Annotated in this window: 15 protein-coding genes; 9 read left to right on the forward strand and 6 right to left on the reverse strand. The window is 70.9% G+C overall.

Translation table 11 applies throughout. The features are described from left to right. The first annotated feature begins 24 nt into the window (after window positions 1–24). From trpC to JJ691_RS47780, 6 genes are read left to right on the forward strand one after another with little or no spacing between them, the layout of a single operon-like run. Entirely contained in the window at window positions 25–834 is an 810-nt protein-coding gene (gene trpC / locus JJ691_RS47755) for an indole-3-glycerol phosphate synthase TrpC (protein ID WP_211765983.1), read from the forward strand. Window positions 835–855: 21 nt separating this feature from the next. Continuing rightward, complete coding sequence (trpB, locus tag JJ691_RS47760) at window positions 856–2067, forward strand: tryptophan synthase subunit beta (protein ID WP_211765984.1); 1212 nt, start codon at window positions 856–858, stop codon at window positions 2065–2067. Further along, complete coding sequence (trpA, locus tag JJ691_RS47765; RefSeq protein WP_211765985.1) at window positions 2067–2837, forward strand: tryptophan synthase subunit alpha; 771 nt, start codon at window positions 2067–2069, stop codon at window positions 2835–2837. The genes trpB and trpA overlap by 1 nt, the downstream gene beginning before the upstream one ends. 57 nt (window positions 2838–2894) lie before the next feature. Further along, window positions 2895–3989: a prolipoprotein diacylglyceryl transferase gene (gene lgt, locus JJ691_RS47770; RefSeq protein WP_249227496.1), complete on the forward strand. Its 1095-nt coding sequence runs from the start codon at window positions 2895–2897 to the stop codon at window positions 3987–3989. Window positions 3990–4010: 21 nt separating this feature from the next. Continuing rightward, on the forward strand, window positions 4011–4670 hold the full coding sequence (locus tag JJ691_RS47775; RefSeq protein ID WP_211765986.1) for a response regulator transcription factor: 660 nt from the start codon (window positions 4011–4013) through the stop codon (window positions 4668–4670). Beyond that, window positions 4670–6007 (forward strand): HAMP domain-containing sensor histidine kinase, encoded by a 1338-nt coding sequence (locus tag JJ691_RS47780; RefSeq protein ID WP_211765987.1) that lies wholly within the window; start codon window positions 4670–4672, stop codon window positions 6005–6007. Before JJ691_RS47775 ends, JJ691_RS47780 begins: the two co-directional genes overlap by 1 nt. Here JJ691_RS47780 and JJ691_RS47785 read toward each other — a convergent pair. Next, entirely contained in the window at window positions 5985–6845 is an 861-nt protein-coding gene (locus JJ691_RS47785; protein ID WP_211765988.1) for a LysR family transcriptional regulator substrate-binding protein, read from the reverse strand. The genes JJ691_RS47780 and JJ691_RS47785 overlap by 23 nt on opposite strands. Before the next feature lie 75 nt (window positions 6846–6920). On the opposite strand from JJ691_RS47785, the gene JJ691_RS47790 reads away from it, so the two are divergent. Both JJ691_RS47790 and JJ691_RS47795 read left to right on the forward strand, forming a co-directional pair. Then, window positions 6921–7604 carry a GNAT family N-acetyltransferase gene (locus JJ691_RS47790; protein WP_211765989.1) on the forward strand — a complete coding sequence of 228 codons (684 nt, stop codon included), beginning with the start codon at window positions 6921–6923 and terminating at the stop codon, window positions 7602–7604. Window positions 7605–7741: 137 nt separating this feature from the next. Further along, window positions 7742–8308, forward strand: coding sequence for an RICIN domain-containing protein (locus JJ691_RS47795; protein WP_211765990.1), 567 nt, complete (start codon window positions 7742–7744; stop codon window positions 8306–8308). On the opposite strand, the gene JJ691_RS47800 is transcribed toward JJ691_RS47795, so the two are convergent. Beyond that, window positions 8302–8817, reverse strand: a complete 516-nt coding sequence (locus tag JJ691_RS47800) for an AAA family ATPase (RefSeq protein ID WP_211765991.1) — start codon at window positions 8815–8817, stop codon at window positions 8302–8304. The two genes, JJ691_RS47795 and JJ691_RS47800, sit on opposite strands and share 7 nt — an antisense overlap. Then, window positions 8818–9747, reverse strand: coding sequence for a TAXI family TRAP transporter solute-binding subunit (locus JJ691_RS47805; protein WP_249227497.1), 930 nt, complete (start codon window positions 9745–9747; stop codon window positions 8818–8820). A gap of 123 nt (window positions 9748–9870) precedes the next feature. Between JJ691_RS47805 and dctA the strand changes: the two genes are divergently transcribed. Further along, a complete protein-coding gene (gene dctA / locus JJ691_RS47810; RefSeq protein ID WP_211765992.1) occupies window positions 9871–11190 on the forward strand; it encodes a C4-dicarboxylate transporter DctA in 1320 nt (439 codons plus the stop codon). 292 nt (window positions 11191–11482) lie between these two features. Here dctA and JJ691_RS47815 read toward each other — a convergent pair whose 3' ends face one another. From JJ691_RS47815 to JJ691_RS47825, 3 genes are read right to left on the reverse strand one after another with little or no spacing between them, the layout of a single operon-like run. Continuing rightward, window positions 11483–12256, reverse strand: coding sequence for an ABC transporter ATP-binding protein (locus JJ691_RS47815; protein ID WP_211765993.1), 774 nt, complete (start codon window positions 12254–12256; stop codon window positions 11483–11485). Further along, window positions 12253–13260, reverse strand: coding sequence for a FecCD family ABC transporter permease (locus tag JJ691_RS47820; protein ID WP_211765994.1), 1008 nt, complete (start codon window positions 13258–13260; stop codon window positions 12253–12255). The genes JJ691_RS47815 and JJ691_RS47820 overlap by 4 nt, the downstream gene beginning before the upstream one ends. A gap of 5 nt (window positions 13261–13265) precedes the next feature. Continuing rightward, complete coding sequence (locus JJ691_RS47825) at window positions 13266–14180, reverse strand: ABC transporter substrate-binding protein (RefSeq protein ID WP_249227498.1); 915 nt, start codon at window positions 14178–14180, stop codon at window positions 13266–13268. Between the last annotated feature and the right edge of the window lie 274 nt (window positions 14181–14454).

Below are 14454 nucleotides of genomic sequence, written 5' to 3' on the forward strand. Positions count from 1 at the left end.
GTGGAGGCGGGAAGGGGAGTTGGCGTGACCGTGCTCGACTCGATCATCGACGGCGTCCGCGCCGACCTGGCCGTGCGCCAGGCCGAAATCCCATTCGAGGTCATCAAGGAGCGCTCGCAGGCGGCACCGGCGCCGCGAGACGTGATGGCCGCTCTGAACGCGCCCGGCATCGGCGTCATCGCCGAGGTCAAGCGGCGTAGCCCGGCGCGCGGCGAACTGGCCCCGGTGCTCGATCCCGCCGAGCTGGCAAGGGAATACCAGGCCGCGGGCGCGCGGGTGATCAGCGTGCTGACCGAGCGGCGGCACTTCGGCGGCTCGCTGGCCGACCTGGCCGCGGTCCGGGCCGCGGTGAGCGTTCCCTTGCTGTGCAAGGACTTCGTCGTCAGCCCGTACCAGGTGCACGAGGCCCGCGCGCACGGCGCCGACATGGTGCTGCTGATGGTGGCCGCGTTGGAGCAGAACGCCCTGGAGGCGCTGCTGGACCGCGTCGAGTCGCTGGGCATGGTCGCGCTGGTCGAGGTGCACAACGCCGAGGAGTGCGACCGCGCGCTGGAGGCCGGGGCCAAGGTGCTCGACGTGAACGCGCGCAACCCGCACACACTCGAGGTGGACCGGGACATGTTCAGCCGCCTGGCCCCCGGTCTGCCGTTCGACACCTACAAGGTGGCCGAGTCCGGCGTGCGCAGCCCCGGCGACCTGATGACCTACGCCGGCGCCGGCGCGGACTCGGTGCTGGTCGGCGAGAGCCTGATCACCAGCGGCGATCCCAAGGCCGCCGTGACGCAGCTGGTCACCGCCGGCTCGCACCCCGCGTGCCCGCGGCCGAGTCGTTAAACACGGATCTCCTGGGGAGACATGACCGACAAGCACGACCCCGACCAGCGCGGCTACTTCGGCGAGTACGGCGGCCGGTTCATGCCGGAGGCGCTGATCGCCGCCATGGACGAGCTGACCGCGGTGTACGAGAAGGCCCGCCTCGACCCCGAGTTCGTGAACGAGTTCGAGCGGCTGTTGCGGGACTACGCCGGCCGGCCGTCGCTGCTGACCGAGGCCAAGCGGTTCGCCGAGCACGCCGGCGGGGCGCGGATCCTGCTCAAGCGCGAGGACCTCAACCACACCGGCTCGCACAAGATCAACAACGTCCTCGGGCAGGCCCTGCTGACCAAGCGCATGGGCAAGAAGCGGGTCATCGCCGAGACCGGCGCCGGCCAGCACGGCGTGGCCACGGCCACCGCCTGCGCGCTGATGGGCCTGGACTGCGTGATCTACATGGGCGAGGTCGACACCGAGCGGCAGGCCCTGAACGTGGCCCGGATGCGGCTGCTCGGGGCCGAGGTGATCCCGGTCAGGACGGGCTCGCGCACCCTCAAGGACGCCATCAACGAGGCGCTGCGGGACTGGGTGGCCAACGTCGAGGACACCCACTACCTGCTGGGCACCGCCGCCGGCGGCCACCCGTTCCCGGTGATGGTCCGCAACTTCCACCGGATCATCGGCATCGAGGCCCGGCAGCAGTGCCTGGACCTGATCGGCCGGCTGCCCGACGTGGTGGCGGCCTGCGTGGGCGGCGGTTCCAACGCCATCGGCATCTTCCACGGCTTCCTCGACGACCCCGACGTGCGGCTGGTCGGGCTGGAGCCGGGCGGGCACGGCATCTCCTCCGGCGAGCACGGCGCGACGCTGACCGAGGGCACTCCGGGCATGCTGCACGGCGCCCGCTCGTACCTGTTGCAGGACGAGGACGGCCAGACCGTCGAGGCGTACTCGATCTCGGCCGGCCTGGACTACCCGGGCGTCGGCCCGGAGCACTCGCACCTCAAGGACATCGGCCGCGCCGAGTACCGGCCGGTGACCGACGCCGAGGCCATGGCCGCGATGATGCTGCTGTCCCGCACCGAGGGCATCATCCCGGCCATCGAGTCCTCGCACGCGCTGGCCGGCGCCCTGGTGCTGGGCCGTGAGCTCGGCCCGGACGGCGTCATCCTGGTCAACCTGTCCGGCCGCGGCGACAAGGACATGGGCACCGCCAACAAGTTCTTCAACCTCGTGCCGGAGAGTGAGTCCTGATGCCGCTGCTCGCCGAGGGACGCTCCTCGCTGATCGGCTACCTGCCGGCCGGCTTCCCCACCGTCGAGGGCTCCAAGTCGCTGCTCAAGGCCATGATCGACGGCGGCTGCGACCTGGTCGAGGTGGGCGTGCCCTACTCGGACCCGGTGATGGACGGCCCGACCATCCAGGCCGCCGCCGACCGGGCGCTGGCCGAAGGTTTCCGGCTGCGGCACGTGTTCGAGGTCGTCGAGGCCGTGTCGGCGGCCGGCGGCAAGGCCGTGGTGATGAGCTACTGGAACCCGATCTACCACTACGGCGTGGACCGGTTCTCCCGTGACCTGGCCGCGGCCGGCGGCCTGGGCATCATCACGCCGGACCTGGTGCCGGACGAGGCCGCGGAGTGGATGGAGGCCTCGCAGGCCCACGGCCTCAACCGCATCTTCCTGGTCGCGCCGTCCTCCACCGAGGAGCGCATCGCGATGACCGCGGCCGCCAGCAGCGGCTTCCTGTACGCCACGTCGGTGATGGGCGTGACCGGCGCGCGGGACGCGGTCGGCACGGCGGCCCCGGAGCTGGTGCGGCGGGTCCGCGCGCACACCGACCTGCCGGTTGGTGTCGGTCTGGGCGTGAAGTCCGGGTCGCAGGCGGCCGAGCTCGCGGCGTTCGCCGACGCGGTCATCGTCGGCTCGGCCTTCGTGACCCGCTCGGCCGACGGCGAGCCCGGGGTGGCCGAACTGGCCAAGGAGCTGGCCGAGGGCGTGCGCAACCCGGTGGCCACCGCTTTGTGACCTGATGCGGACCTGGGTCGGACACAGCCGTCACACAGCCTCAAGTACGGTGGGCGCGTGCCGAACAACCTGATCCTGGCCAGCTTCCCCAGCCCGCCCCAGGGCGTGTGGCACCTCGGTCCCATACCGATCCGTGCCTACGCGCTGTGCATCATCGCCGGCATCATCGTGGCGATCGTGTGGGGTGAGCGCCGCTGGCAGGCCCGCGGCGGGGAGAAGGGCTTCATCACCGACCTGGCGGTCTGGGCCGTGCCGTTCGGCCTGGTCGGCGGCCGGCTGTACCACCTGGCCACCGACTGGCGGACCTACTTCGGCCCGGGCGGCAACCCGATCGGGGCGCTGGAGGTGTGGAACGGCGGCCTCGGCATCTGGGGCGCCGTCGCGCTGGGCGGCGTCGGGGCGTGGATCGGGGCCCGGCGGCGCGGCGTGCCGCTGCCCGCGGTGGCCGACGCGATCGCGCCGGGCATCGTGCTGGCCCAGGCCATCGGCCGCATCGGCAACTACTTCAACCAGGAGCTCTACGGCCGGGTCACCGACGTGCCGTGGGCGCTGGAGATCTACAACCGGGTCGACCCGAGCACCGGCCTGGCCGACCCGATCAACGGCATCGCCCAGGGCGCGCCCGAGAAGCTGGTGCACCCGACGTTCCTCTACGAGCTGTTGTGGAACATCGGCGTGGCCATCCTGGTGGTGTGGGCCGACAAGAAGTTCCGGCTGGGCCACGGCCGCGCGTTCGGCCTGTACGTGGCCGCCTACACGGCCGGCCGGTTCTGGATCGAGCTGATGCGCGACGACACCGCCACGCTGGTGTTCGGCGTGCGGATCAACGTCTTCGTGGCGGCGATCGTGTTCATCGGCGCGGTGATCTACGTGATCCTGGCTCGCAAGCGCGGCCCGCGTGAGGACTTGGTGGCCATCCGCGAGGCGCACGAGGCCGGCCTGACGGACGCCGCCGGCGAGGCTGCCGACGTGGTCGACGGCGAGGTCGAGGGCGAGAAGGCGGAACCGTCGGAGAAGCTGGTCGACGAGGAGCCCGCCGAGACCGCGGACAAGGCCGAGACCGTCGAGAAATCCGAGGACACCGAGACCGCCGGCGACGAGTCGGTCTCGGAAGAGTCCCGGGTCGAAGAGGCGGCCGAGCGCAAGAGCTGAGGCCGCATACCATCGCTGTCCATGCGGATCCTCGTCGTCGAGGACGATGACCGGGTGGCGCGGGGCCTCGTGACGGCACTGCGCCACGCCGGCTACGACGTGCACCGGGTGGGCACGGTGGCGGACGCGGTCAGCGCGCCGCCGGTGGACGTGGTGCTGCTCGACATGGGTCTGCCCGACGGGAGCGGCCTGGAGGTGCTGCGCCGGCTGCGCGACTCCGGGACTGCGGTGATTGCCGTGACCGCCCGGGGCGAGGAGCGGGACCGGGTGCTGGGCCTGCGGGCCGGGGCCGACGACTACGTGGTCAAGCCGTTCGGCACGGCCGAGCTGCTGGCCCGGATCGAGGCGGTGCTGCGGCGCACCCGCAAGGCCCGGGCCGAGGTGTCCGACGCCGAGGCCGTCGAGGTCGGCCCGCTGAAGCTGGACAGCGCCACCCGGGCCGTGTCGGTGCAGGGGCGCGAGCTGGCGTTGACCCGCAAGGAGTTCGACCTGCTGGCGCTGCTGGCCGCGCGGCCGGGGCAGGTGGTGAGCCGGGACCTGATCATGGACCAGGTGTGGCAGGCCTCGTACGAGGCGCCCACGCGGACGTTGGACACGCATGTGGCCGCGCTGCGCGGAAAACTCGGCGGGCTGGTGCGGATCGAGACCGTGCGGGGCGTCGGCTACCGCCTGGTGGGCTGATGCTGCGCCGCCTGCTGTTGGTGCTGATCCCGCTGCTGTTGCTGCTGGCCGCGGCGCTGGGTGTGCCGCTGGCCAACGCCGTGGCCGAGCGGGAGACCCAGACGACGTACCTCGACCGGCTGGCCGACGTGAGCCGTTTCGCGTCGCTGGCGCAGACCGCGCTGGCCGAGAGCGCCGCCGTGCCCGGCGGCCAGGCGGCGTTGCGGGACGAGCTCAATCGGTACGGCCAGCTGTACGGCATTCCGGTCGCTGTTGTGGCCGCCGGTGGCGAAGTCGTGCTGACTTCGCCGCAGCGGCCCGACCTGACCGATCCGGCCGTGATGGCCGGGCTGAGCGCCGCCTTCGCCGGCTACCGGCCGAGTCCGCCGTCCGCGGTGCTGCCGTGGGAGACCGCGCCGCTGGTCGTGGTGGAGCCGGTGGGGCGGGACAGCGAAGTCGTGGCGGCCGTCGTCGCCGTGTCGCCGACCGATCGACTGCGGGCCGACATCCTGTCCCAGTGGGGTTGGCTGGCCGTGCTGGGGGCGTTGCCACTGCTGGCCGTCATCGCCGCCGCGTGGCCCATCTCGCGCTGGATCCTGCGGCCCGTGCGGCGGCTCGACGAGGCCACCGCCGCCATCGCCGGCGGGCTCGTCGACACCCACGTCGACGTCGGTGGTCCGCCGGAGCTGCGCCGCCTCAGCACTTCCTTCAACACCATGGTCGACGTGGTCAACACCGCCATGCGCCGGCAGCGCGACTTCGTCGCCGACGCCTCCCACCAGCTCCGCAATCCCTTGGCCAGCCTGCGGTTGGCCGTCGACAACCTGGAGCCGCACCTGCCTTCGGCCGAGCCGGCCCAGGAAGCGCACCAGATCGCCGTCGAGGAGGCCCAGGAGATGGGCAACGTGCTCGACGCCCTGCTGGCCGCCACCCGCCTCGACGCCGCCGCCGAGACCGTCGACCTCGCCCTGCTGGTCTCCACCCACCTGCCCAAGTGGCAGGCCCTCCGCGTCGCCGTCGAGACCGATGTGCCTGCCGGGCAACGGGTTCCCGTCTCCTACGGCAGCGTGCTCGACGAACTCGTGGCCAACGCCGCGCGCCTGTCCGGCGCCACCAAGGTCCGAGTGTTCTTTGTGGACGGTGAGCTGCACGTCGCCGACAACGGCATCGGCCTGAGCGAGGAGGACCGCAAGCAGGCGCTCAACCGCTTCTGGCGTTCCCCGCGCCACCAGAACATCTCCGGCACCGGCCTGGGTCTGTCCATCTGCGCCGACCTCGTGGCCGCCGCCGGCGGCGAACTCCGTTTGGAGGACGCGAATCCCGGCTTGGACGCCGTCATAGCCCAGGGGTCAGGGTGACGAGAGTGGTGACGCCGGGATGCCAGGGGCGGGTGGTCGGGCCGGTGAGCACGAGTTGGCGTTCCAGCAGCGGCTGGAGCGGGACCAGGGTGAGGGCGTCGGAGAGCATGCTCGCGGCCAGGGAGGGCAGGATCGCGACGCCGAGACCGGCCTCGACCATGGACAGCAGGGTCAGCAGCTCGCGGATGAGGCGGGACGGTCGGTAGGGCAGGCCGGCCATGGCATGCAGGCGTGCGATCGGCGGCCCGAAGCCGGAGGTGGGGACCAGCAGGGGATCCTCCAGCAGGTCGGCCAGCTCGATGGATTCCTCGCCGGCCAGCGGGTGGTCGGTGCGGACGACGGCCTGGTAGTCGTCGGTGGCGACGAGGCGGGCGCCGGGCGGCAGGGGATCGGGGTCGATGAGGAAGGCGGCGTCGACGGTGCCGTTCTCCAGCCACTGCGCGATTTCGTCGTCGACGGCCTCGAAGACGGTGATCTCCAGGTCCGGCCGGTTGGCGTGCCAGCGCCGCAGCAGCCCGGGCAGCAGGCCGCGGGCCACGGTCGGTGGCACGGAGAGGTTGACGGTGCCGCCTACGGCGGCGCTGGTGTGTGCGGCGGCAGCGGCGTCGAAGGCCCGGGCGGCGGCGAGCGTGGCCCGGGCGTGCGGGAGCAGCGTCTCGCCCAGCGCGGTCGGCCGGACCGGGGCGGTCCGCTGGACGAGTTCGCCGTGCACGGCCGATTCCAGCGACGCGAGGGAGTGCGACGCCGAGGACTGGCTCATACCGAGCGCGGTGGCGGCCGCGCCGAAGCCGCCGTGGTCGGCGATGGCCACGAACACGGCCAGCTGACGCAAGGTCACGCCCATCGAATCTGCCAATCTGGAGATGAGCTCCATCGATTTGCTTCATAATAGGGGCCGAGTGATGCTGACGGTGTGCTCGACAACCCGGTGTACTCCTCGCTTTCCAACCCCGCTCACAGCCATCTGGCCAAGGGGCAGGGGCGGGTCCTGCGCTATCTCGACGACGTGGCGCCGTTCATCGGACTGCCTGACGACCCGACTGAGCAGGACTGGCACGACGCCGCCACGCTGGTGGGCTCCGGCACTGCCGCGTACGTGCATCTCCCCAAGCCGACGCCGGCGAACTGGACTGTCGTCCGGCGGCTTGATCTCGTGCAGATGACCGCGCCGCCGGGCCTGGTCGGCGCGCCCGATGCCCGTGCCGTCCGCCTCACCGCGGCGGATGCCCCGGAGATGCTGGACCTGGCCCGCCGCACCGCGCCCGGCCCGTTCCTGCCCCGTACCGTCGAGATGGGCACCTATCTGGGTATTCGCCTCGACGGCGAGCTCGCCGCGATGGCCGGCGAACGCATGCGCCCGACCGGCTGGGTGGAGATCAGCGCCGTCTGCACGTCCCCCGAACACCGGGGCCAGGGCCTCGGCACCGCCCTCATCCGAGCGCTGCTCGCCGGCATCGCCGCCCAGGGCGACCGCGCCTTCCTGCACGTCGCGGCGACCAACGCCAACGCCATCCGGCTGTACGAGGCGCTCGGCTTCACCGTTCGCCGCGAACTCGTTCTGTCCGTGCTGAAGCCCCAGCCCGCCACCGTCTGCTGACTCTGCCCAGAACCTGACCAGCCAGTGCCTACGACGGTGGCACGCCACCACCGCCCGACTCGTCGACCGTAGTAGGGATGCGCGGAGGAACCCTCCGCGCATCCCTACTACGGCAGCATGTGAAAGGCGGAGGGAACATGCGTGAACCGAGATCGATGCAGGCCCTACTCGCGGTGCTGATCGTTGCCGTCGCGCTCGCCCTTCCGGCGGCGGCGTCCCGGGCCGACGCTCAGGCCGTGGGCGGTCCCGCATTCTCCACTCCACCGAGCCATGCCGGCCCGGCGTACACGTTCATCATTGTGGCGCGGCACAGTGTGAAGTGTCTGGAGGTTGCGGACGCCAGCACCGAAGACGGCGCGAATGTGGATCAGCGGACGTGTGATGGCAGCCCCAACCAGCTGTGGTCCTTCCTCTATCTGGACGACAACAGGTACCTGATGGTGGCGCGGCACAGTGGGAAATGTCTGGAGGTTGCGGACGCCAGCGTCGCGGATGGCGCGAATGTGGTCCAGGGGACCTGCGATGCCACCGCCGCCAACCAGCAGTGGTCCTTCTACTACGTGGGCGACAACAGCTACCTGGCGGTGGCGCGGCACAGTCGGAAGTGCCTGGAGGTCGCGGACGCCAGCGTCGCGGATGGCGCGAATGTAGTCCAGGGGACCTGCGATGCCGCCGCCAACCAGCAGTGGAGTCTCGGTTACTGACGCCCTGTCCCACGGCCCAGGGTGTGACGGAGGGCGTTGTAGGTTTCGTGGATTCCGGTGGTGTGGACGATCCTGGCGCGCGGGCGGTCGGCCAGCAACGCCAGGAGCCGGTCGTGCATGGCGGACAACGCGGCCGGATCCGTGTGCTTCACCGGGTCGTCGCGAGCCTGAAACCGACGCTGGACGTTCTCCTTGCTGTCCAACAGAACCACCTCGACGAAGTCGACGCCGACCTCGGCGGCCAGGGCCTCCAGCTGAAGGATGAACTCGACCCGGGCCAGGAACTGGGGAACGACGACGTCGTGGCCGGCCGCGAGATGCGTGCGGGCGGCGGCCAACGCCAGAGCCCGGGCCGCAAGGCCGGCGGTGACGGGATCATCCTGCCACCGGCCGAGTTGGCCGCGCAGCACGTCGATGTCGAGGTTCAGCGCCAACGGATGCTCGTCCACGTACCGCGCGGCCAATGTCGACTTGCCGACCCCGGGTGGCCCGTTCAGCAGGAGCAGCATTCAGCGCTTCACGTCCCGGAACCAGCCGGCGGCCCCGGGGTGCAGCGGCACGATGCCGGTGGCGATGCCGGTGCGCACGTTGATGTGGCTGGCCTCGGGATGCCCCTTGGTGAACGCGGCGACCTCGGTGAAGGTGGTCTCGGTGACGATCCGCACGACGTCGTCGCCGAGGTCGTCACGGGTCAGCAGCAGGTTGGGCACGGAGACGGTCTGGCACGGCTCGACGTTCTTGTAGGTGGTGGTGGGAATGGTGGCCGGCACGTAAGGACCGGGGAAGGCGGCGGCGAGGGCCTTGGCCTCGGCGGTGAGGTCGACGAGCCGGATCGGTCGCTTGCGGGCCAGGTCGGTGATCGCCGGCGTGGGGATGCCGGTCAGGGTCAGCAACGCGTCGAGGGTGCCGGCGGCCAAGGCGTTGGCGGCGTCGGTCTGGGAGAGCTGGCTCCCGACGGGCCGAACGCCGGTCATGGCCAGCAGCCGGTCGGCGGTGAACCCGGTGCTGGATCCGGGCGCGCCCAGTGAGACCCGCTTGCCGTCGATGTCCTTGAACGACTGGATCGGCGATTCCTTGAGCACGACCAGGTGCATGAAGCTGTCGTAGAGCCGCCCGACGGCGCTGAGCCCGGCCGGCGACGTGCGGGTCTTCTCGATGGCGTCCAGCGACGCGAACCCCAGCTGCCCGGTGCCGTCGGCCAGCAGCCGCAGGTTGTCGACCGAGGACCCGGTCTCCTGGGCGGTCAGGACGGTGCGCGGCAGGTGCGGCTTGAGCGCCGCCACCAGGGACGCCCCGATCTCCCGGAACACGGCCCCGGGCGGCCCGGTCAGCAGCACCAGCCGGGCCAGGTCAGGGGCCTGGGGCCCGGAGCAGCCCGCCACCACGGACCCGACGCCCACGGCGGCCAGCCCCCGCAGCAGCGCCCGCCGGTCCAGCATGGCAGGAAGGGTAGTCGTCAACGTCAGGTGAACCCAAAGTTTCGGCATGCAACCTTGCCGAGCGGTCGCCGTGTGCCAAGGATCACTGCAATTCCCACGTACGGGCGATAAAGGAGTGAGGGCATGTCGACGGCGACCACCGCCCGCAAACCGCTGTACCGCCAGCTGTACTTCTGGGTGCTCGCGGCGATCGTGCTGGGCATCGTGTTCGGCCTGGTGTTCCCGCACGCGGCCGCCGGCTCCAAATGGCTGGCCGACCTGTTCGTGAACCTGATCAGGATGGTCACCGCGCCGATCATCTTCCTGACCGTGGTGGTCGGCATCTCCAGCCTCGGCAACCTGGCCAAGGCCGGTGGCCTGGCGCTGCGGGCGATCGCCTACTTCATCGTCATGACGCTGGTCGCGCTGGTCATCGGCCTGGTCGTGGTGAACGTGCTGCACCCGGGCAGCGGCCTGAACCTGACGGTCGACCCGAAGGCGGCCGACAGCACCCTCAAGGCGGCCGGACAGGCCAGCGAGGGCGTCACCGACTTCGTCCTCAGCCTGGTGCCGAGCTCGCTGGTCGGCGCCTTCACCGGCACCCAGCTGATCCAGGTGCTGGTGGTCGCCATCTTCGTCGCGATCGGACTGTCCGGCCTCGGTGAGCGCGGCAAGCCGATCCTGCGGGCGCTGGAGTCGCTGCAGGCCCTCATGTTCGGCGTGATCAAGGCGGTCATGTGGGTCGCCCCGATCGGCGCGTTCGGCGGCATCGCCTACACGGTCGGCGCGTTCGGCAGCAAGATCCTGGGCAGCCTGGCCTTCCTGATGGTGGCGTTCTACCTGACCTGCCTGGTGTTCATCGTGGTGGTGCTGGGGCTGATCGCCCGCTGGGTCGGCTTCAACATCTTCAAGTTCCTGCGCTACATCAAGGACGAGCTGCTCATCGTGCTGGGCACCTCGTCCAGCGAGACGGTGCTGCCGCGGCTGATGACCAAGCTGGAGGCGGCCGGCGCGAGCCGCTCGGTGGTCGGCCTGACCGTGCCCACCGGCTACTCGTTCAACCTGGACGGCACCTGCATCTACCTGACCATGGGCGCGCTGTTCATCGCGCAGGCCACCGGTCACGACATCGGCATCGGCACCCAGATCGGGCTGCTGCTGTTCATGCTGATCTCCAGCAAGGGCGCGGCCGGTGTCACCGGCGCCGGCCTGGTCACGCTGGCCGCCTCGCTGAGCGCGTTCGGCACGGTGATCCCGGTCGTGGGCATCGCGTTGATCGTCGGCATCGACCGCTTCATGTCCGAGGCCCGCGCGCTGACCAACGTGATCGGCAGCGGCGTGGGCAGCCTGGTGATCGCCCGCTGGCAGGGCGAACTGGACCGGGACCGGCTCAAGCAGGTGCTGGACAACCCGTCCACGGTCGACGTGGAGCGGGACGCCGCCGAGCAGGTCGTGACTGCCTGAGCATCGGCACCGCCTGATCGACCGGAAAGTCAGCGATACCAGGAAAAAGCGTGTGCCTGGCCGGAAAGCCGGGCAATGCCGCCGAGAGCCGCTGCCACGGCCGAGGCGGCGGCGTGGGCCGTGGTTCCCCGAGACCGCGACCCACGCCCCTGAGCAGGGGTCGGCGTGCCGGTGACCTTCCCGGCGCGCCGGCCCTTCCCGATCCGGCATTGCCCGGTTCATCCGGGTGAGGCCGCGCCGCCGGGTGGTCTCCGGACGGGTCTCCTGTCCTCGTCCGGAGGCCACCCCTGACTCAGTGCCGCCGCGGCGCGACGACCGGGCTGCCGTCCTCGGCGGTCAGCACGGTCACCGAAGCCGCGTAGTGCCGGGACAGGCGATCGGCGGTCAGCACCTCGGCCGGGGTGCCGACCGCCGCGACCTCGCCGTTGTCCAGCAGCAGCACCTGGTCCGGGTACTGGGCGGCCAGCGTGAGGTCGTGCAGGGTGCTGATCACCGTGGTGCCATCGGCCTTGCGCAGCCGGTCGACGAGTTCCAGCAACGACTGGGCGTGGCCGATGTCCAACCCGGTCGTCGGCTCGTCCAGCAGCAGCACGCCGGCCTGCTGGGCCAACACCCGAGCCAGCACAGCCCGCTGTCGCTCGCCGCCGGACAACGTCCTCAGTGGACGGTTGGCCAGCGTCGACAGGTCGAGCCGGGCCAACGCGCCGGACACGACCTCCAGATCAGAACGACTCTCCCGGCCCAGCGGCCCGAGATGCGGGGTCCGGCCCAGCAGGGCGTAGTCGGTGACGGTCAGGCCGTCCGGCAGCGACGGCGTCTGCGGGGCGTAGCCGATGGTCCGGGCCCGCTCGCGATGTCCAAGCGCCGCAACGGATTTCTCGCCCAGCAGCACCTCGCCGGTGGCCGGCACCAGACCGGCGGCCGCCTTCAACAGTGTGGACTTGCCGGCCCCGTTCGGGCCGATGATGGCCAGCCAGCTGCCGGCCGGCACGTGCACGCTCACGTCCCGAACCACCGGGCGGCCCCGATAGCCGGCGGTCACGGCGGTCAGCCGTAGCGCGGTCACGGTGATCGCCTCCGGAGCACAAGAACGAAGAACGGCGCGCCGGTAAACGCGGTCACGACGCCGATCGGCAATTCCGCCGGGGCCAGCGCCGTCCGGGCCACGATGTCGGCGAGGATGAGGAAAATGGCTCCGCCGGCCAACGACAAAGGAACCACAACGCGGTAGCTGGCCCCGAACAGCAACCGAATCACGTGCGGCACAACGATTCCCACGAATCCGATCAAGCCACTGGCCGATACCGCCGCCGCCGTGGCCAGCGACGCCGCGCCCAGCACCACCAACCGCACCAGTCCCGGCCGAACGCCCAGCGACGCCGCCTCCTCGTCGCCCAGCGCCAGCACATCCAGCAGGCCCGAACAAGAGCACAGGACCACCAGCGCGACCGCCAGATAGGGCAGCACGGACAGCACCTGGCCCCAGCCGCTGGTGGACAGTCCACCCAGGATCCAGCCGTAGACCTGTTGCAGCGTAAGGGTGTTCAGCTGCTGCACGAAGGTCTGTACGGCCGTCAGGAAGGACGCCACGGCAACGCCGGCCAGCAGCAGCGTGGCCGTGCCGGCCCCGGCGGAGCGACCGAGTCCCCAGGTCAGGGCCACGCCGCCGAGCGCTCCGACGAACGCCGCTGCCGGCAGGAAAGCGGTCGCGCCCGGCGTCAGCACGACCAGGATCGTCACCACCATGCCGGCGCCGGCCGCCGCCCCCAGCAGGTACGGGTCGGCCAGGGGATTGCGGAACACCCCCTGGAACGTCGCCCCGGCGCAGGCCAGCGCCGCCCCGACCAGGCCGGCGAGCACCACCCGCGGCATCCGCAGCTGCCACAGGATCGCCGATTCCTGCGCGCTCAACGGCGAAAGGCCGCCGGTCAGCTGGGCCCACACCTCGCCCAGCACCCGCGACCAGCCCAGGTCGATCGCGCCCAGCAGCACCGCGCCGACAACCACGACCAGCAGCGCCGCCAGGACGACGAGCAGGTGCCACCAGGCCAGCCGGGTCGGCTTGGCCATCGGGCTCAGGAAGCCTTCTGGACGGCCGCGGCGACGGCCTTCACCAGGTCGACCACGCGCGGCCCCCACCGGGAGGCGACGCTGTCGTCCAGTGCGACGACGTTGCCGTTGTGCACGGCCCGCAGCGTCGACCAGCCCGGACGCGCGGCCACGGTGGCGGCGCTCTGCTGGCAGCAGGTGGTGTCGGCCAGGAAGATCAGGTCCGGGTCGGCGGCGATCACCTTCTCCGCCGACAGTTGCGGGTAGTCGCCGGTGCCGCCGGCCGAGTCGGCGACGTTGCGCAGCCCGAACAGGCTGTAGACCTGGCCGATGAAGGTCTTGGAGGTCTCGGTGTAGCCGTCCGGGGATATCTCGTGGAAATAGGTGAGCGACTTCTTCGGAGCCTTGGCCACCGCGTCGGCGATCTGCGACTTCATGTCGCCGACCAGCTTGTCCGCCTCGGCGGTGTGCCCGGTGGCCTTGCCCAGCAGCGAGATATGCTCGTACACGCCGTCCACGGCGGTGGCCGCGGGCAGCACCAGCACCGGGATCTTGAGCTGGGTCAGCCCCGCCACCACGCCGTTGCTGTCGGCCGAGACCGCCACCAGGTCCGGCTTGTGCGCGGCGATCGCCTCGACGCTGGGCTTGGTCGAGTCGAGGTCGCCGCGCGGCGCCGACGCGGGGTAGTCGGAGTACTTGTCGACCGTCGTGACCTGCGACCCGGCGCCGATGGCGAACAGGTCTTCGGTGGTCGTGGGGCTCAGCGACACGATGCGAGCCGGTTTGGCGGCGATCGTCACGGCCTTGCCGCCGGCCGGGGTCACCGTCACCGGGAAGGCCGAGTCGGCCGGGTTCGCGCTGGTGGGGGGCTCGCTGTGGGTCGCGCAGCCGGTCAGGGCCAGCGCGGCGGCCACCACGAGGGCGGGCATTGTGCGGTTCACAACCGGACGCTATCAAGCGGCCACCGGCTGTGATTGGAATCACCGTCGATACGGCCTGGTCGCGAGGCGCGCATGTCGGCTGTGTGTCGGCTATGCTTCGCGAACCGAAGTTTCTGGTTGATGTCCGCGGCAATGTCGTCCGGGTAGCCCAGATCGTTACGGACCGTGGTTCGAGATCACCCGTTTGATGGTGCCTCGACGTTTCGTGACTGTTAAGGTTTTGTCAACCACGGGCCACCGTCGTCCCGAGATGCGCAAGCAAAAGGACGACGAG

Origin of the sequence: Kutzneria sp. CA-103260 (assembly GCF_018263855.1) — a bacterium.
Classification (GTDB): Bacteria; Actinomycetota; Actinomycetes; order Mycobacteriales; family Pseudonocardiaceae; genus Kutzneria.

What these genes read in the sequence shown, in the direction of transcription:
- trpB (WP_211765984.1), top strand. Translation starts at nt 856, where the DNA reads ATGACCGACAAGCACGACCCCGACCAGCGCGGCTACTTCGGCGAGTAC.
- trpA (WP_211765985.1), top strand. Translation starts at nt 2,067, where the DNA reads ATGCCGCTGCTCGCCGAGGGACGCTCCTCGCTGATCGGCTACCTGCCG.
- JJ691_RS47775 (WP_211765986.1), top strand. Translation starts at nt 4,011, where the DNA reads ATGCGGATCCTCGTCGTCGAGGACGATGACCGGGTGGCGCGGGGCCTC.
- JJ691_RS47780 (WP_211765987.1), top strand. Translation starts at nt 4,670, where the DNA reads ATGCTGCGCCGCCTGCTGTTGGTGCTGATCCCGCTGCTGTTGCTGCTG.
- JJ691_RS47795 (WP_211765990.1), top strand. Translation starts at nt 7,742, where the DNA reads ATGCGTGAACCGAGATCGATGCAGGCCCTACTCGCGGTGCTGATCGTT.
- JJ691_RS47800 (WP_211765991.1), bottom strand. Translation starts at nt 8,817, where the DNA reads ATGCTGCTCCTGCTGAACGGGCCACCCGGGGTCGGCAAGTCGACATTG.
- JJ691_RS47805 (WP_249227497.1), bottom strand. Translation starts at nt 9,747, where the DNA reads ATGCTGGACCGGCGGGCGCTGCTGCGGGGGCTGGCCGCCGTGGGCGTC.
- dctA (WP_211765992.1), top strand. Translation starts at nt 9,871, where the DNA reads ATGTCGACGGCGACCACCGCCCGCAAACCGCTGTACCGCCAGCTGTAC.
- JJ691_RS47820 (WP_211765994.1), bottom strand. Translation starts at nt 13,260, where the DNA reads ATGGCCAAGCCGACCCGGCTGGCCTGGTGGCACCTGCTCGTCGTCCTG.